This is a genomic window from Georgenia sp. 311 (assembly GCF_006151955.1).
GTDB classification, from domain to species: domain Bacteria; phylum Actinomycetota; class Actinomycetes; order Actinomycetales; family Actinomycetaceae; genus Oceanitalea; species Oceanitalea wutianyii.
In genome coordinates this window covers 71561-89823 of record NZ_VDFS01000060.1, presented here as the reverse complement: position 1 = coordinate 89823, position 18263 = coordinate 71561, and the positions used below count along the sequence as shown (strand labels likewise).

Annotated in this window: 11 protein-coding genes; 3 read left to right on the top strand and 8 right to left on the bottom strand. The window is 72.3% G+C overall.

The annotated features are described in order from the left end of the window. Nucleotides 1-12: 12 nt before the first annotated feature. The 8 genes from FHE66_RS13080 to FHE66_RS13045 form a co-directional block, all read right to left on the bottom strand. A complete protein-coding gene (locus tag FHE66_RS13080; protein ID WP_139073407.1) occupies nucleotides 13-4329 on the bottom strand; it encodes a family 43 glycosylhydrolase in 4317 nt (1438 codons plus the stop codon). Nucleotides 4330-4427: 98 nt separating this feature from the next. Continuing rightward, complete coding sequence (locus FHE66_RS13075; protein ID WP_139073406.1) at nucleotides 4428-7340, bottom strand: immunoglobulin-like domain-containing protein; 2913 nt, start codon at nucleotides 7338-7340, stop codon at nucleotides 4428-4430. A 158-nt stretch (nucleotides 7341-7498) separates the two neighbouring features. Further along, nucleotides 7499-9007, bottom strand: coding sequence for an L-arabinose isomerase (gene araA / locus FHE66_RS13070; protein WP_139073405.1), 1509 nt, complete (start codon nucleotides 9005-9007; stop codon nucleotides 7499-7501). After that, entirely contained in the window at nucleotides 9004-9732 is a 729-nt protein-coding gene (locus FHE66_RS13065; protein ID WP_139073404.1) for an L-ribulose-5-phosphate 4-epimerase, read from the bottom strand. Before FHE66_RS13065 ends, araA begins: the two co-directional genes overlap by 4 nt. A gap of 87 nt (nucleotides 9733-9819) precedes the next feature. Continuing rightward, a complete protein-coding gene (locus FHE66_RS13060; protein ID WP_139073403.1) occupies nucleotides 9820-10884 on the bottom strand; it encodes a sugar ABC transporter permease in 1065 nt (354 codons plus the stop codon). Between the two features lies 1 nt (nucleotide 10885). Beyond that, a complete protein-coding gene (locus tag FHE66_RS13055; protein ID WP_139073402.1) occupies nucleotides 10886-11932 on the bottom strand; it encodes an ABC transporter permease in 1047 nt (348 codons plus the stop codon). Further along, a complete protein-coding gene (locus FHE66_RS13050; RefSeq protein WP_139073401.1) occupies nucleotides 11929-13470 on the bottom strand; it encodes a sugar ABC transporter ATP-binding protein in 1542 nt (513 codons plus the stop codon). Before FHE66_RS13050 ends, FHE66_RS13055 begins: the two co-directional genes overlap by 4 nt. Before the next feature lie 86 nt (nucleotides 13471-13556). Then, nucleotides 13557-14573 (bottom strand): substrate-binding domain-containing protein, encoded by a 1017-nt coding sequence (locus FHE66_RS13045; RefSeq protein WP_139073400.1) that lies wholly within the window; start codon nucleotides 14571-14573, stop codon nucleotides 13557-13559. Nucleotides 14574-14957: 384 nt separating this feature from the next. On the opposite strand from FHE66_RS13045, the gene FHE66_RS13040 reads away from it, so the two are divergent. The 3 genes from FHE66_RS13040 to radA all read left to right on the top strand — a co-directional run. Continuing rightward, nucleotides 14958-15971, top strand: coding sequence for a LacI family DNA-binding transcriptional regulator (locus FHE66_RS13040; RefSeq protein ID WP_255303742.1), 1014 nt, complete (start codon nucleotides 14958-14960; stop codon nucleotides 15969-15971). 13 nt (nucleotides 15972-15984) lie between these two features. Continuing rightward, complete coding sequence (locus FHE66_RS13035) at nucleotides 15985-16869, top strand: aldose-1-epimerase (RefSeq protein WP_139073399.1); 885 nt, start codon at nucleotides 15985-15987, stop codon at nucleotides 16867-16869. 29 nt (nucleotides 16870-16898) lie between these two features. Beyond that, the coding region (radA, locus tag FHE66_RS15635) for a DNA repair protein RadA (RefSeq protein WP_176554778.1) at nucleotides 16899-18263 on the top strand (1365 nt) is incomplete at its 3' end.

Sequence of the window (18263 nt, the reverse complement as noted above, 5' to 3'; positions counted from 1 at the left end):
TCTCCAGGGTGGTCATCGGCAGGAGGACGGGCCGTAGGCGGCGGTCACCGGGGCGTGGCCCTCGACCGTCACGGTGGCCTCACCGGCGGGGACCGCGGTGAGGCGGGTGGTGAGGGCGACCGAGGACGTCGAGCCCGCGCCGACGGTGAGGGTGCGTGTCCCGTGCGGCGTGGAGACGGTGGCCGTGACGGCCTCGGCGGACTCGTTCGCCACCCGGACGGCGGTGACGACCTTCCCGACGACGCAGCGGGTCTCGGCGGTGACGGTGAGGGCGGGGCCGGCCGGCGGCAGCTCCACGCGCTGCGGGCCGACGCTCTCCAGGGTGGGCGTGACCCGCTGCATGAAGCCGTCCTCGTCGAACGTCAGCCGGTCGATCGTCGTCTCCCGGTTGTTCCCGTTCCCGCCGGGCATCGCGAACCGGTGGTAGACGATGTACCAGTCGTCGGTGCCGGGCACGTTGAGGACCGAGTTGTGGCCGGTGCCGAGGATCCCGAGCGACGGGTCCTTCTCGAGGATGACGCCGCGGTAGGTCCACGGCCCGTGCGGGCTGTCGGCCGTCGCGTAGCCCACCCGGTAGTTCGGGGAGCCCGTGTCGTCGATCGAGTACGTGAGGTGGTAGGTGCCGTCCCGGTAGCTGACGAAGGTGCCCTCGCGGTAGTCCGTCAGGCCCTGCTGCTCCCGGATGGTGCCGGGCACGAGGGAGACCATGTCGTCGGCCAGCTCGGCGTAGACCGGGCGGCCGTTGCCCCAGTAGAGGAAGTACTTCCCGCTCTCCGGGTCGTGGAAGGCGGCCGGGTCGATCGCCTGCCCGGACGTCACGGTCTCGTTGTTGAGGATCATCGCCGTGGGCTGGGCGGTGAAGGGACCCTCGGGGTGGTCCGCGACGGCGACGCCGATCGTCTTGCGGTCGTAGGTGGCGTTGTGGCCGCTGAAGTAGAAGTAGTACCTCCCGTCCCGCTCGATGATCGTGGGCGCCCACGCGTTGCCGGTCGCCCACGGGACGTTGCCGTTCGCGCCGTCGAGGGTGAGGAAGGGCTCGGCCGAGCGCTCCCAGCTCACGAGGTCCTTCGACGTCCACACGTAGAAGTCCTTGCCGCCCCAGCCGGGGTACCCGTCGGTGGTGGCGTAGATGTAGTACGTGTCGCCGAAGACGGCGATGTTCGGGTCGGCGTACAGCCCCGGCAGCACCGGGCTGCGCATCTCCACGGCCGTGAACGTCCAGGTGTAGGTGGCACCACCGGCCGCGGTCAGGGTGTACTCCACCGGTTCGGTGAGGTCGACGACCGTCCCGGGGGCCGGGCTCACGGTGACGCCGGCGGCGGCCGTGAACGTCGAGGCGAGGGAGGTGAGGTCGGTGCCGGGGAGGACCGGGAAGGTCACCGTCCGCTCGGCGCCGCTGACGACGGGGTCGATCTTGAGCACCGACGGGTCGGTGAGCGAGACGTCGATGAGCTGGTCCGCCCCCATGAGCTCGTCGGCCGGCAGCGCGACGTCGTGGACGCGGATGTTGTCGTAGGCGCCGCGGAAGTAGCCGTCCGCCGCGTAGAGCGAGCGGCCGAGGTAGCCGACGAGGTCGGTGCCCAGGTCGCTCACGGTCGCGCTGAGCTCGGTGTTCTCGCCCAGTTTCACGCCGTCGACGTAGAGGACCATCGTGTCGCCGTCCAGGACGACGTCGTAGCGGTGCCACTGGCCCGGGCTCACGGACCCGGTGACGGCGGACTCCTCGCGCCACGAGGTCTGGGTGATCGCGCTGCGCACCTCCCCGCCGCGGGTGCGCAGGAAGTAGTAGGCCTGCTCGCCCTGGCCGAAGGCGAAGGAGAAGAAGTTCCCGCTCGTGAGGTCGGACCTCATGTCGAAGGAGACGGTGAGCTCGTCGAGCCCGTCGAAGAAGCCGACCGGGAAGGCCGCGTACCCGCCGGCGGAGCCGTCGAGGCGCAGCACCTGTCCCCGCTCGGGGTCGGTGACGACGGCGGCGGTCCCGTGCGCGGTGAGGTCGGCCTCGCCGACGGCGTCGGTGAGCGTGCCGTCCTCGAAGGTGTACTCGGCGACGAGCCCCCGCGGCTCACCGGGTTCCCCAGGCTCCTGCGGCTCACCGTCCCCGTAGGCCTCGAGGAGCCGCTGCTCCTCGGCCGCCGAGAGACGCAGGACCGAGCCGTGCCGGAAGCGCTGGTCGAAGGAGTACTGGTCGGGGCCGGGGCCGACGGTGAGCTGGGTGAACTGCAGGCTCGCCAGGCTGTCGGTGACGTGCCCGTAGTAGCCGCTCTGGTCGCCCATGACGGCCCAACGGCCGTCGGGCAGCTGGTAGACGGTCGGGCCCTCCATGGAGGCGCGCAGCCCGTGGGCGGCCGCCTCGCCGCGGGCGACGACGGTCGTCCACGGCCCGTCGAGGCTCGGTGCGGTGTCGATGACCGTGTGCCAGTCCGAGGTGGAGAACCGGTAGTAGGTGTCCCCCTCCTTGGCGATGGTCGAGTCGATGATGTTCGGGCCGCCCTCGCCGTCACCCTGCTCGTTGAGCGAGGCCCAGACCTCCGGCTCGGTGAAGCTCACGAAGTCGCGGGTGCGGGTGACGTAGACGCGCAGCGCCCAGTCCTCGGTCTCGTTCTCGCGGCGGTCGCGCGCGGACCAGTAGACGTAGTACTCACCGCTCGCCTCGTCGTAGACCGCCTCGGGCGCCCAGACGTTGCCGGCGTGGGGGAACCCGGCGAAGACGATGCGCTGGTCGCTCCAGGTGACGAGGTCGGTCGACTCCCACACGACGAGGTTCTGGCTCGCGTTCAGCTGGTCCCAGCCGGACCCGCCGGGGCCACCGCCCTCGGCGTGGAGGTCGGTGCCGATGATCCAGTACCTGTCGCCGTCGGCCGAGCGCACGAGGTGCGGGTCGCGCACGCCGAGGTCGCCGCCGAGGTTGGCGAGGACGGGCTGGTTGCCGCCCAGCTTGGTCCAGTGCAGGCCGTCCTCGCTGTGGCCGAGGAAGATCTTCTCGTAGCCGCCCTGGGCGGCGAAGTGGGTCCACAGGTAGCCGGCGGTGTAGTCGGTGTCGAGGTCGACGGGCGCAGCGGTCACGGTCACCGGGATGTCCCGCACGGCGGTGGTGCCGGGCACCGTGGCGGTGAGGGTGACGGCGGTGTCGTCCTGGCCGCGGGTGACGACCCCGGCGCGGCGGCCGTCGGCGTCGGTCGTCGTGACGACGCCCGCCAGGCTCGCGGACCACACGACCTCGCTCCCGTTGACGGGCCCGGTGGTGGGCAGCGTGAGGTTGCCGCGGACGTCGTCGGCGTTCGGGATGACGATCGCGTCGAGGTCCTCCTGCGCGCGGGTGTCCTCGTCCGGCAGGGGCAGGACGGTGACGAAGCCGTCGAGCGTGCGCGTCGCCTCCCCCCGGGACAGGGTCGCGGTGAGCCTCACCCGGGCGGCGGGCAGGCCCGGGGCGGGTCGGGTGACGGCGCCGGTCGCCGAGACCACGGACTCGTCCTCGGAGGTCCAGGTGACGGCCGAGCCGTTGGGCGCGGTGGTGGGCAGGGTGAGGTCCTCGGTGACGGCCGAGACGTCGCCGAGGGTGAGGACCGCCGCGTCGCGTTCGAGGCGGGTCTCGTCGGACGGGACGAGCGCCGCGATTTCGGCGGCGGGCAGGGCGGAGTCGTAGACGCGCACGTCGCGCAGGCTGCCGGCGAGGCGGTTGTCCGCGGTATAGACCGACCGGCCGAGGTAGTTGGCCGTCGTCGCGCCGTTGCCGATGTCCCCCGGCCGCGTCGTGACGCCGGTCGTCTCGGCGACCTGGACGCCGTCGAGGTACAGCCGCGCGGTGTCCGAGGCGTCGTCGAGGGTGTAGGTGATCGTCTGCCAGCGGTCGCGCGGCAGGTTGGCGCCGCTGCTGACCGTCCGCTCCGTGCTCCAGTCGCCGGTCGCGATCGAGGCCCGGTAGGCGTCCCCCGTGGCGAAGAGGTAGCCGTTGCCGACGCCCGAGGCGTCGGTGTTGCCGAAGCCGTAGATGAAGTACGGGGTGCGCTGGGAGCCGCGGACGAGGACGTCGGCGCTCACCGTGATCGACCCGAGGCCGGCGAGGAGGTCGTCCGGGAGCCGGACGTGGTCGTCGGTGCCGTCCAGGCGCACCCCCTCACCGCCGGTGAGCGTCGGACCGCCGACGTAGCTGCCGTCCCGTCCCGAGCCGGAGGCGTCGAGGGCCACCGTGCCCGCCCTCTCGTCGAGCGGGTAGTGGGCTAGGAGCCGGGCGTCCGCGGCGGCGGGCTGGGCCACGAGCAGGGCGCCGGAGAGCGCGAGGGCGGCGACCGCGGCGCCCGAGACCCCTCGACGGAACCGTGTGAGCGTCATTGCTTCTTCCTCTCACCGCGCCTGGCGCGGGTCACCGGGTCTGCCAACCCGTCCGGGCCGGCCGGTGCGGGGCCGGGAGGCCCCGCACCGTCATGCGGTCAGGGGCACGAGCGCGCGGCGTACGCCGCGCCCACGGTCCCGCCGTCGGCCGTGCTCACCGACACCACGCCGGCCGGCACCGCCTGCTGTCGCGTGCTGAAGGTGAGGGACACCGTCCGGTCCGGACCGACCGTCACCGTCCGGGTGCCGAAGGCCGAGGAGACCCCGACCTCCACCGGCTCGGTGGAGGGGTTGGCCACCCGGGCCGTCTCCACGACCCGCCCGACGACGCACCTCGTGCCCGCCTCCACCGTGACGGCGGGGGCGGGGGCGGCGAGGACCGTGACAGTCGCCTCCACCGGCATGCGTGAGTCGTCCTGGGCCACGCCGCGCACGGTGAAGGTGCCCGGGGCGGCGTAGTCGGCAGGGTCGACGGGCGCCCACGCGACGTCGACCGTCCGGGTCGAGCCGTCGGCCATGGTGAGCGCGGCCTGCCCGAGCTCGGGTGCCGTCCCCACCGGGGTGGTGACGTCGATGGCCCCGACCGAGGCGACGGCGATGTCCGGGGCGTAGGCCTCCAGGACCCGCTGGTACTCCGCCCGGGTCACCGGGATGACGGTGCCGTGACGGGGCTTGCCGCCGTCGGAGTTCTGCGGGAGGTTCTCCCGCAGCAGGTGGCCCAGCGGCTGCCAGGCACCGGCGCCGAGGTCGTCGGTGCCGAACGGGATGTAGTGGTTCGGTCCGCCGTGGTAGCTCGGCTGGTCGATGAACAGGAACCAGTCCAGGCCGTTGACGTCGCCCTCGTTCGCGGGGAAGACGCTCGCGCCCTCGCCGCTGGTGAAGGTGCGACCGGTCTCGCCGTTGGGCAGCCCGGTGGCGACACGCTCCTGGACGAGCGTCCACTCCTCGGCCGGGCCGGTCCGTCCGGGCAGTGAGCCGCTGACGGTGGCGAGGAGGTCGGTGGAGACCTCGTGGCGGATCGTCATGTCCGCCTCGTCCTTGGTGAAGCGGTGGTAGGTGCCGTCGACGAGGGCGACCGTCGAGTCGATCATGCCGCGGCCCGCTCCGCGTCGGACGTCGACCCACACCTGGGGCTCGGAGAAGGTGACGAAGTCGTCCGTCGTCGCGTACATCATCCGGTTGTAGGTGACGTCGGTGCGGTCGGCGGGGTCGGTGGTGTCGTAGAGGTTCGACGCCCAGAAGACGACGTAGGTGTCGAGCTCCTCGCTCCAGAACGCCTCCGGCGCCCACGTGTTGCCGGCGTACTCGGTGGAGACCTGGACGTGGCGCTGGTCGGACCAGGTGACCAGGTCGTCGGACTCCCACACCTCCATGTGCAGCGACCCGCTGATCTGGGCGGTGCGGAAACCTCCGGGCAGCCCGTCGATCTTGAGGTCGGTGGCGATCATGAAGAACCGGTCCCCCTCCGGCGACCGGATGATGAACGGGTCGCGCAGCCCGCCGGTGCCGAGCTCGGAGGTGAACAGCGGCTCACCGTCGTTGAGGGTGTTCCACGCGAGCGCGTCGTTGCCCCGTGAGGCGGCCAGGCTCACCCGCTCGGCGCCGGCGCCCTCGCCGGTGAAGAACGCCCAGACGTAGGCCTCGGTACCGGCGGACCCGCCGGGCATGGGCTGGAGGGTGAGGGTGAGGTCCCGGCTGCGGGTCACGTCACCGCTCCGCGCGGTCGCGGTGAGGACGACCTCGACCGCCTCGGCGCCCGCGGCGGGACGCTGGACGACGACGGTCCGGGAGCCGGCGGACACACCGTCCCTGAAGGAGACGTGCTCCTCGCCCTCGCGGACGGTCCAGCCGATGCTCGAGCCGAGGTCTCCCGAGGTGGGCACCGAGAGGTTGGTGCGGACGTTGGCGGCCCCGGGGACGGTGATCGCGGCGAGGTCGGTGGCGGCCTTCTCCTCGTCCGTGAGGTCCTGGGGGACGAGGACGGAGTAGCTCTCGGTGCGCGTGCTCTCCCCGACGGTGAACGTCGCGGTGAGGGTGACGGTGGCGTCCCCCGCGCCGGGTGCCGGACGGGTGACCGTCGCCGTGGCGCCGTCGACCGTGATCGCGGGGTGGTCCGAGGCCCAGGAGAGCCGGGCGCCGTAGCTCGCCCCGGGCAGCGGGAAGCTCGCGGTCGCGGTGGTGGGGACCTCGACGGCGCCGACCGCCAGGTCCAGCGCCTCGCGAGCGAAGAGCTCGCCGACCTGGCCGGCGTCCAGGGCGGTGTCGTAGACCGCGTAGTCCAGGACGTCCCCGTCCCAGCCGGGGTCGTCGTAGGTGGAGCGCCCGATGTAGGCGACGAGCTGCTCCCCGAAGGACGCGACGTCCCGGGCGATGCTCACCTCGCGGATCGGGGCGCCGTTGACGTAGACCGTGAGGGTGCCGCGGGTCCCGTCGACGACGCTGGTGTACAGGGCGCCGCCCGCGGGGGTGCGCGCGCCGCTGGTCGCGGCGTTGGTCGCGCCCGGGCCGACCTCCGTGCCCCACGGGGCGCTGGGGGCGACAGAGTTCGTGACCACCGACTTCACGTAGCCGCTCGGGTTGCTCGGGTTGAGCAGCCAGTAGCCCGCGGAGTGCGTGGCTCCGGAGGCGACCGGGGCGCCGATGAAGGCGGCGGCGACGTTCGAGGGCCCGGAGCGGGGGGCGAGCCACGTCGAGATCGTGAGGTCCTTGCGCCCGACGAGGGCGGCCGTGGGGACCTCGACGTAGGGCGCCGAGCTCGCACTGCCGCCGGGCAGGGCGAGCAGGCCGTCGCGCAGCTGCGCACCCTCGCGCCGGACCGTGCCGTGGTGGCCGTTGCCGCTCTCGTCGGTGACCGTGGAGCCGCCCGCGTCGTCGAAGGTGTAGTGGATGACGGGGGCGGGCACGTCGGCGGCCGCGACGTCGGCGGCGGGCAGACCGGCGAGTGCGACCAGGCCGGCGGCGGCGACCGCGGCGGCCCGGCGCAGCGTGCGGCCGAGGGTGGGGTGCGACATGAGGAGGACGCCTCGCTCTCTCGTGACGGCGGTGCCGGTCCGCTTCGCCGCGAGCCGGTCGGTGCGCCTGTCGGGCGTCCTCCGTTGGACGCCCCAGTGGTGATGTTAGCGTGAACACCGCGGGGCGGACAAGAGTCCGCCCCGCGGCGTCCGGTCGGTCAGAAGCCCTCGGCGAGCCGGTAGTAGGCCTGGTTCCACCGCAGCTCGCGCGCGAACGTGCGGGTGTCGGTGGAGGAGTCGATGACGGCGAGCTCCATGCGGGCGATGTCCGCGAGGTCCTCGAAGACCTCGACCCCCAGCTGGGTCGTCATCACCGTGTGGTGGGCGGCTCCCGCGACGAGCCAGCACTCGGCGGACGTCGCGAAGGACGGCTCGGGCTGCCACACCGCACGGGCGACCGGGAGGTTGGGCAGCTCGGCGTCCGGGCCGACGACCTCGACGACGTTGGCGGTGAGACGGAAGCGGTCGCGCATGTCCGACATGGCGACGACGAGCCCGGGGCCACGGTCGGTGTCGAACACGAGGCGCACCGGGTCCTCCCGGTCGCCGATGCCCAGCGGGTGGATCTCCAGCCGCGGGCGCGCCGTCGTGAGCGAGGGGCAGATCTCGAGCATGTGCGCCCCGAGGATCTTCTCCTTGCCGGGCGTGAGCTCGTAGGTGTAGTCCTCCATGAGCGAGGCACCGCCGGGCAGGCCGTGGCCCATGACCTTGGCGAGCCGGACGAGGACCGCGGTCTTCCAGTCCCCCTCGGCGCCGAACCCGTACCCCTCGGCCATGAGCCGCTGGACGGCGAGGCCCGGGAGCTGGCGCAGCCCGCCGAGGTCCTGGAAGTTCGTCGTGAACGCCCCGAACCCGCCCTCCTCGAGGAAGGAGCGCAGGCCGAGCTCGATGCGCGCCCCGTACCGCAGCGACTCGCGGCGGGCGCCGTCGGGCCCGAGCTCGGGCGCCACGTCGTAGGTGGCGTCGTACTCCGCGACGAGCGCGTCGACGTCCGTCTCGCTCGCGGCGCCGACCCGCTCGACGAGCTCGTTCACGCCCCACGTGTTGGTCGAGACCCCGAGCCGGTGCTCGGCCTCGGTCTTGTCCCCCTCGGTGACGGCGACGTCGCGCATGTTGTCCCCGAACCGGGCCACCTTGAGCCGGTGCGCCTCGGCCCACCCGGTGGCGGCGCGCGCCCAGGTGGCGACCTTGCCGTGGACGACCGGGTCGGTGGCGTGGCCGACGACCGTCTTGCGCGGCACGCCGAGCCGGGTGGCGATGTAGGCGAACTCCCGGTCGCCGTGCGCCGCCTGGTTGAGGTTCATGAAGTCCATGTCGAGCTCGGCCCACGGCAGCGCGACGTTGGCCTGGGTGTGGAGGTGGAGCAGCGGCTTGCGCAGCGCGTCCAGGCCCAGGATCCAGGCCTTGGCCGGGGAGAAGGTGTGCATCCACGTGATGACGCCGACGCACGCGTCGTCGGCGTTCGCCTCGAGCGCGACCCTCCGGATCCCCTCCCGCTCCTTGAGCACCGGCTTCCACACGATCCTGACCGGGATGTCGGCGGCACCGTCGAGCGCGTCCACGATCGCCCTGGACTGCTCGGCGACCTGGACGAGCACGTCCTCGCCGTAGAGGTCCTGGCTGCCGGTGAGGAACCAGATCTCGCGCGTCTCGAACGGGTTGTTCATCGTGATCCTTCGTTTCCGGGCGCGACGCCCTGTCCGTAGACGTTCTGGTAGCGGTCGTAGAGCGAGTCGATGTACCGCTGGTCGATCGGGAGCGGCTCGCCCAGCTGGCGCGCGACGTGGACGGCGCGCGCCACCTCCTCGACCATGACGGCGGCCTTGACGGCGGCGCGGGCGTCCTTGCCGACGGTGAACGGCCCGTGGTTGCGCATGAGGACGGCCGGTGACCGGCTGCCCGCGAGCGTCTCGACGATCCCCCGGCCGATGGAGTCGTCCCCGATGATCGCGAACGGCCCGACCGGCACCGGCCCGCCGAACTCGTCGGCCATCATCGTGAGCACGCAGGGGATCTCCTCCCCGCGCGCCGCCCACGCCGTGGCGTAGGTGGAGTGGGTGTGCACGACGCCGCCGACGTCCGGCCGGTGCCGGTAGACGTAGGCGTGCGCCGCGGTGTCGGAGGAGGGCACGAGCCTTGCCGGGGTGCCGTCGTCGGGCACCTTCTCCCCGTCGAGCGTGCACACGACCATGACGTCGGGCGAGAGCTCGTCGTAGGACACCCCGGAGGGCTTGATGACGAAGAGGTCCGCGCCGGGCACCCGCTCGGACACGTTCCCCGCCGTCCACACGACGAGCCCGTTGCGCGGCAGCTCTGCGTGCAGGTCGCTCACCCGCTGCCGTGTGCGCTCGACGGCCGCGCGGGTCGCCTCGCTCTGGTCACTCAGTCTCATACCGCTGTCCTCCTGCTGAAGTGCGCCGGCGGACCCCGTCGGCCCCGGCGCCCCACCCCGACGGTGACGATGGACGATCGGCGGTCGCTACAGGTCGGACCGCCTCATGGTGACGCCGCGCTGGAGGAGGACGAAGACGAGGAGGATGGCGCCGGTGATCACCGTCGTCATCTCGGGGTTGATCCCGCCGTCGCGCACGATCAGCACGTTCATCAGGCCCAGGACGAGCGCCCCGACGGCCGAGCCGAGCACGTAGCCGGCACCTCCGGTGAGGAGCGTCCCGCCGATGACGACCGCGGCGATCGCGTCGAGCTCCCACCCGGTGCCGGTGATGTTCTGGGCGATGCCCAGGCGGGAGGTGTAGACGACCGCGGCCACCCCGGCCAGGCCACCGCTGACCATGTAGACCATGAGCTTGGTGGAGCGCACCGGCAGTCCCATGAGGGAGGCGGCGTTCTCCGAGCCGCCGATCGCGTAGGTGGTGCGCCCGCGCCGGGTGCGGTGGAGGACGAAGAAGCCGCCGAGGAGCACGACGACGGCGATGATCCCGCCGGCCGTCAGCTCCAGGTCGTTGACCCCGGGGCCGTCGACGAGGGTGATCCGCCGGGAGAGGAGGCGGATCGGGGAGTCGTCGGCCAGCCGCTCCGGGGTCGTGCTGAGCATCGAGGCCAGGCCCCGTCCGAGGAACATCGTCGCGAGCGTGGCGATGAACGGCTGGACGTTGAAGAACTCGATGAGGGTGCCGGCGACGAGGCCGAAGAGCAGCCCGATGGCGACCATGACGACCATGACCAGCCAGGGGTTCCACCCGGCGTTGGCGAGCATGACGCCGGCGACGCTGGAGAACGCGATGACCGCGCCGACGGACAGGTCGATCCCGCCGGTGAGGATCACGAACGTCATCCCCACGGCGATGATGATGAGGTGCGCGTTGTTGATGAGGAGGTTGGACAGCGTGTTGGACTGGAAGATGCCCCCGTAGGACACCTCGCCGAAGACGAGCATGGCGACGAACAGGACGATCGCCGCGGCCGTGGGCATGGCCGAGGGGTTGACCTGGAGGAGCCGGGCGCGGAGCGCGCCCCAGCGACGGCGCTGGGCGTCCTGGTGCTCGACGGTCTCGGCCACGGCGGCGGTGTGGTCGCTTCGCATCTCAGGCCACCCCTTCCTTCGCGCGGGTCGCGGGCACGCGACGGCGTGAGGAGACGTACCCGCGCACTCGCTCGGACTGGATCAGGCAGATGACGATGATGACGACCGCCTTGAACGCGGGGGTCGCCGAGGACGGCACCCCGAGGAACACGACCGTCTTGTTCAGGGTCGCGATGAGGAACGCGCCGGCCACCGCGCCGGTGAGGGAGAACTTGCCGCCGGCGAGCGCCGTGCCGCCGATGACGACGGCGAGGATGGCGTCCATCTCCATCGCCGAGCCCGTCTGGGACACGTCGACGGTCATCACCGTGGACACCGTGAACAGGCCGGCGATCCCGGCGAGCAGGCCGCTCACGGAGTAGACCGTGATGAGCAGGCCGCGCGGCTTGATGCCGACCATGCGGCTGGCCCTGGCGTTGATGCCGATGGACTCGATCATGAGGCCGAGCGCGGTGCGCCGGACGACGAGCCCGACGACGAGGACGACCGCGAGGGCGAGGAGGATGACGACGGGGAAGCCGAGGACGTGCCCGTTGGCGATCCAGCGGAACGTCTCGTTGCGCGCCGTCGTGTTCTGGCCCGAGGTGATGACCTTGGCGATGCCTCGGCCGGCGAGCATCATGACGAGCGTCGTGATGAAGGGTTGCAGCCCGACGACCGCGACGAGCAGCCCGTTGACCACCCCGATCACCGTGCTCACGAGCAGGGCGAGGAGGATCGCGGTGAGGGCGGCGGAGGGCGCGCCGTCCGCCGAGCTGAGCAGCTCCATGGACACCGCACCGGACACCGCCATGACGGAGCCGACGGACAGGTCGATGCCGCTGGTGGAGATCACCAGGCACATGCCGACGGCGATCATGAGGATCGGCGCGGCGTTGCGCAGGATGTCGAGCAGGTTGCCCGAGAGGTTCTCCGTCACCGGGTTGACCGCGACGGCGAGGTAGCCCGGGTCCCGCACGAGGTTGACGGCGAGGAGGATGAGGATCGCGACGACCGCCCAGATGTAGCGGGCCGCGAGCGCCCTGCGGGCCAGGTCACGGACGTTCACGACGCCACCTCTTCCACTACGGCGCCGTGGTCGGCGATGATCCCCACGATGGTCTGGGAGGTGACGTCGGGACCGTTCTCGATCTCGGCGATCTTCTCCCGGTCCTTGAGCACGAGGATGCGCTCGCAGATGCGCACCACCTCGTCGAGCTCGGAGGAGATGAACAGGACGGCGACGCCCTCGTCGGCGAGCTTGAGGACCGTCTCCTGGATGTCCGCCTTGGCCCCGATGTCGATGCCGCGGGTGGGCTCGTCGAGGATGAGGATCTCCGGCTCGGTGGCCAGCCAGCGCCCGAGGAGCACCTTCTGCTGGTTGCCGCCGGAGAGGTTCTTGATGAGGCGCTCGGGGTCGGCGGGCCGCACGCCCAGCTCCTCGATGTACTCGGCGACGATCCGGTCCTGCTCCTTGCGGGGCAGCGGACGCATCCAGCCACGCTTCGCCTGGACGGCGAGCACGAGGTTCTCGCGGACGGTGAGGTCGCCGATGATGCCCTCGTCGCGTCGGTTCTCCGTGGAGAAGGCGATCCGCTGATCGAGCGCGGCGACCGGGGAGCCGAGCGTCGTCCTCTTCCCGCGCAGCGTGATGGTCCCGGTGTCGGCCTTGTCGGCGCCGTAGAGCAGCCGGGCGAGCTCGGTGCGGCCCGAGCCGAGGAGGCCGGCCAGTCCGACGACCGCCCCGCGCTGCAGGCTGATGTCCGTCGGCATGATCGAGCCCTTGCGACCCAGCCCCTCGGCGTCGAGGATCGTCGCCTCGTGCCGCTGGGCGCTGCTCGCCTGGGCGGTCATGTCGATCGAGCGGAACGCCTCGAGCTCCTTGCCGATCATCTTGGAGATGAGGACGGAGCGGGGAAGGTCCGCCGGGTACTCCCCCTCGAACTGCCCGTTGCGCAGCACGGTGAGCCGGTCGCTGATCGCGTAGACCTGCTCGAGGAAGTGGGAGACGAAGAGGATGGCCACGCCCTCGTCGCGCAGTCGGCGCAGGATGACGAAGAGGCTCTCGACCTCCTTGGCGTCGAGGCTGGAGGTCGGCTCGTCCAGGACGAGCACCCGCGGCTCGATGACCATGGCCCGGGCGATCGCGATGAGCTGCTGGACGGCGAGGGAGAGGCTGGCGAGCGGCTTGGTCGGGTCGAGCCCTTCGAGGCCGAGCCGGGCGAGCTGCTCGAGCGCGACCTTGTTGGTCGCCTTCCAGTTGACGCCGAACCGGCCCCGGACCTCGTGGCCGAGCATGACGTTCTCACCGATGGTGAGGTTCGTGCAGAGGTTGATCTCCTGGTACACGGTCGCGATGCCGGCCTTCTCGGCGTCGGACGTGCCGGAGAAGTGCTGGGGCTCACCGGCCACGGTGATCGACCCGGAGTCGATCCGGTAGACGCCGGTGAGGGCCTTGATGAGGGTCGACTTGCCGGCGCCGTTCTCCCCCATGAGCGAGTGGATCTCGCCGGGGAACAGCCGGAAGTCGACGGCGTCGAGCGCCTTCACCCCGGGGAACTCGATCGAGATGTCTCTCATCTCGACGATCGGTGCACGTTCAGACATCGGCTTTCCATCGCGCTAGGGGGTTCGGAGGGACGGGCAGCCGCGGTGCAGGGGACGGACCCGTCCCCCGCACCGCGGCGCGCGGGTCAGAACTGGCGATTGGGCAGCGCCTCCTGGGCGGCCTCCGGGGAGTCGAACGTCTCGCTCGGGACGATGATGTAGGACTCCACCTCCTCGCCGGCGAGGACCTTCTCGACGACCTCCATGGCCGTCTCGCCGAACAGCGGGTTGTACTCGGCGACGAAGCTCAGGCGTCCCTCGGCGAGCGCCTCGAGGGCGTTCTGCGTGCCGTCGATGGTCGCGATCTGCACGTCGACGCCGGGCTGGAGACCGGCAGCCTCTGCGGCCAGGGCCGCCCCGAGACCCATCTCGTCGTTCTGGGCGAAGACGATGTCGATGTCGTTGCCCTCGGAGCTCAGGACGGTCTCGAAGACGCTGCGTGCCTCCTCGGTGGACCAGTTGGCGGTCTGGGCGCCCACGCGCTCGAACTGGGGCTGGTCATCCATGACGGCGTCCCAGCCCTCGTTGCGCTCGTTGACGACGGAGACGCCGGCCGGGCCCTCGAGGACGAAGTAGCGCCCGCCGTCGGGGAACTCGGAGACGGCCCACTCGGCGACGGCGGAGGAGACCTCCATGTTGTCCGGGGCGATGCGGCTGACGTAGAGGCTCGTGTCGTCCGGCTCGATGCCACGGTCGATGAGGATGACCGGGATCTCGGCCTCCTGCGCCCGGCGCAGGGAGTCCTCCCAGCCGGAGCCCTCGGTCGCCGACAGGAGGATGACGTCCACGCCCTCGTCGACGAAGGAGGTGAAGGCGGAGATCTGGGAGGCCTGGTCGAGGTTGGCCGCGGGCGCGAACTTCAGCTCGTAGCCGGCCTCCTCGGTGAAGGTGTCCTGGATGTTCTGCTCGTTCGCCTGGCGCCAGGCGCCCTCCGGCCCGACCGCGACGAAGCCGACGGTGACGAGGTCGCCGTCGGCGGTGCCGCCGTCCCCCGCGTCGGTCGAGCCGTCGCTCCCGTCCCCGTTGCCGCACGCCCCCAGTGCGAGTGCTGCAACCATCGCGGTCGACGCCGCGAGGATGTGCCGAGACCTCTTCAAGCTCATTGCGATGCTCCTTTGCACTGTCGACACCCGACGTTCTCGCGGCGAGGCCGAACACGACTCTGTGATCCGGAGTTAACGCTAACATCGTGATGTGCGTCAAGTCCGCCCTCTCGATCGTGACCAGGTTGTGACGTCGCCTGCGGGCACTCCCGCACGCCCTCCGCGGCCGCGCGGATCCGCGCCGGGCCGGCGGGGCGGCAGGAGTACATTGAGCAGCACGGGCACCGCCCGGGAGGCGCCGCAGCCGAGCGTGAGGGCGCCCCTCCCGGGCGCTTCGGCGCGGCAGGCCCGTTGCGCGCTCCGGGCGTCCGCGCAGTCCTCCCCCACGGGCCGGGTCCGCGCGCAGACAGAACCGACGTACAGGAGGATCAGGTGGGCGAGACGGTGAGCACTCAGGTCAGGCGACCGCCGGTGATGTCGGACGTCGCTGCGCGCGCGGGTGTCTCCCACCAGACCGTCTCCCGCGTCCTCAACACCCCCGAGCTCGTCCGCCCCGAGACCCAGGAGCGGGTCCGCGCGGCGATCAAGGAGCTCGGCTACCGCCGCAACCTCTCCGCCCGCGCGCTGGCGACGAGCCGCACGCGGATGATCGGCGTCATCAACCCCTCGATCCGCCGCCTCGGCCCCAGCCACACGACGATGGCGATCCAGGAGGCCGCCCGGCAGGCCGGCTACGCGACGATCTCCGCGAGCGCCGAGGACACCGCCGCCAACCCGCACGAGACGCTCGACTTCTTCCTCAGCCTCGCGGTCGAGGGCGTCGTCGTCGTGGCCCCGACCACCGACATCGCCGAGGCGACCCTCGGGCTCGCCGGCTCCCTGCCCATCGTCATCATCGCCGCGGGTCTCGCGGTCGAGCAGCCGTTCCACCTCGTCGCCGTCGACCACGAGCGCGGCGCGCACGACGCCACCCGCCACCTCATCGACCTCGGGCACCGCGACATCGTCCACGTCGCCGGCCCGGAGAACTGGTTCGACGCCCGTGCCCGCGTCGCCGGCTGGCGCGCCGCGCTGCAGGAGGCCGGCCTCCCCGTCCCCGAGGTCGTCCCCGGCGGCTGGGACGCCAGTCAGGGCTACGAGGCGATGCAGGAGGTCCTGCGCCGCCCGACGCTCCCCACGGCCGTCTTCGCGGCGAACGACCTGCTCGCCCTCGGCGTCATTCGTGCGCTCCACGAGGCGGGCGTGCGCATCCCCGAGGACGTTGCCGTCGTCGGCTACGACGACGTCGCCGGCAGCGACTACTACCACCCGCCGCTCACCACCGTGCGCCAGCCGTTCGACGAGGTCGGACGCCAGGCCATCGAGGTGCTCCTCGCCGTCATCGACGGCGAGGACCCCGCCGAGATCCTCTCCCGCCCCGAGCTCGTCGTGCGCGAGTCCTCGGGCGGGCCCCGCTGACCCGAGGAGTACCGTGCCCGTCCCTGCCCCCGCCGTCGAGCTCACCGCCGGTGACTACGCCGCGACCGTCGTGCCCACCGGAGCCGGCCTCGCGTCCCTGACGTGGCGGGGCCGCCACGTCGTCGTGCCGCACGAGCCGGAGGAGCTCCCGCTCGGGTACCTCGGCAAGACGCTCGTGCCGTGGCCCAACCGCATCGCCGACGGCACCTACGAGTACGACGGCGAGCGCCACGAGGTCCCGGTCAACGAGCGCGCCACGGGCGCGGCGCTGCACGGCCTGGCGTGCTGGAGCGTGTGGCAGGTCGTGGAGCGCTCGGCCGAGCACGTCGTCCTCGAGCTCGAGCTCGCCCCCCGCTACGGCTACCCGTTCCACCTCCACAGCAGCGTCACCTACCGCCTCTCCCCCGAGGGCGGGCTCGACGTCCGGATCACCTCGCGGAACATCGGCACCCGGACCGCGCCCTACGGCTCCTCGACCCACCCCTACCTCACGTGCGACCTGCGTCCCGTCGACGAGTGCACCCTCCACGTGCCGGCGACCACGGTCCTCACCGTCGACGAGCGGCTGCGCCCGGTCGCGACCTCACCGGCGGGCGACGTCGGGCTCGACCTGCCGGGGACGGCGCCGATGGGCACGACGCAGGTCGACCACGCCTTCACCGGCCTGCCCGACGGCGGGTGGGCGGTCTCCCTCGCGGACGAGTCCCTGCGGGTGCGCCTGCACGCCGACGCCCCGTGGGTGCAGGTCTACAGCGGCGAGCGGGTCGAGCGGCGCGGCGTGGCCGTCGAGCCGATGACCTGCCCGCCCGACGCCTTCAACTCCGGCACCGACCTCGTCGAGCTCGCCCCCGGCGAGTCGCACACGCTCGCGCTGCGCATCGACGCCGTCGAGGGCTGATTGTCGGACCCCGTCGGTACCGTCGTGGCATGAGCACCAGGACCCAGCAGCGCCCCGCCTACCGCTGCACCGAGTGCGGCTGGAGCACGGCCAAGTGGGTCGGGCGCTGCGGGGAGTGCCAGGCCTGGGGCACGGTGGGCGAGGCGGGCGGCGCCCCCACCCGCGCCCCGGCCCCGGCCCGCCCCGCCGTCGCCGCCCAGCCCATCGGCGACGTCGACGTCGAGACCGCGCGCGCCCGGCCCTCCGGGGTCGGGGAGCTCGACCGCGTGCTCGGCGGCGGGATCGTCCCCGGCGCCGTCGTCCTCCTCGCCGGGGAGCCGGGAGCCGGCAAGTCGACCCTGCTGCTCGACGTCGCCGCCCGCGCCGCGCAGTCGGGACCGGGCTCGGTCCTCTACGTCACCGGGGAGGAGTCGGCGAGCCAGGTGCGGCTGCGCGCCGAGCGCATCGGCGCCATGGCCCCGCGCCTGCTGCTCACCGCGGAGAACGACCTCGCCACCGTCCTGGGCCACATCGAGGCCGCCGACCCCTCGCTCGTCGTCGTCGACTCCGTCCAGACCATCGCCTCGGCGGCGGTCGACGGCGCGGCCGGCGGCGTGAGCCAGGTGCGCGAGGTGGCCGCGGCCCTCATCGGCGCGGCGAAGAAGCGCCACGTGCCGGTCATCCTCGTCGGGCACGTGACCAAGGACGGCTCCCTCGCCGGTCCCCGCGTGCTCGAGCACCTCGTCGACGTCGTCTGCCAGTTCGACGGGGACCGCCACTCCCGGCTGCGTCTCCTGCGCGCGACGAAGAACCGGTACGGCCCCACCGACGAGGTCGGCTGCTTCGACCTGTCGGACACGGGCATCACCGGCCTGGCCGACCCCTCGGGACTCTTCCTCTCCGAGGACCGCACCACCCCCGTCCCGGGGACGTGCGCCTCGGTGAGCCTCGAGGGCCGCCGGCCGATGCCGACGGAGATCCAGGCGCTCGTCGCCGCGAGCTCGCTGAGCAACCCGCGCCGCACCACCTCGGGAGTCGACGGATCCCGGACCTCGATGACCCTCGCCGTGCTCCAGGCCCGCCTCGGCCTCGACCTCGGCGGCCGGGACGTCTACGTGTCCACCGTCGGCGGCGCGCGCGCCGTCGAGCCGGCCGTCGACCTCGCGGTGGCGCTGTCCGTCGCGAGCGCCGCCGCGGACCGGCCGCTGGTCCGCGGCGTCGTCGCCATCGGCGAGGTCGGCCTCACCGGTGATGTGCGGGCCACCGTCGGGGTCCAGCGGCGGCTCAGCGAGGCCGCCCGGCTCGGCTTCACCACCGCGCTCGTCCCCAGGCACGGCGCCGACCAGCTCAAGGCGGTCGAGGGCATGCGGGTGCACCCCGTGGCCAATGTCCAGGAGGCGCTCCTCGTCGCCCTT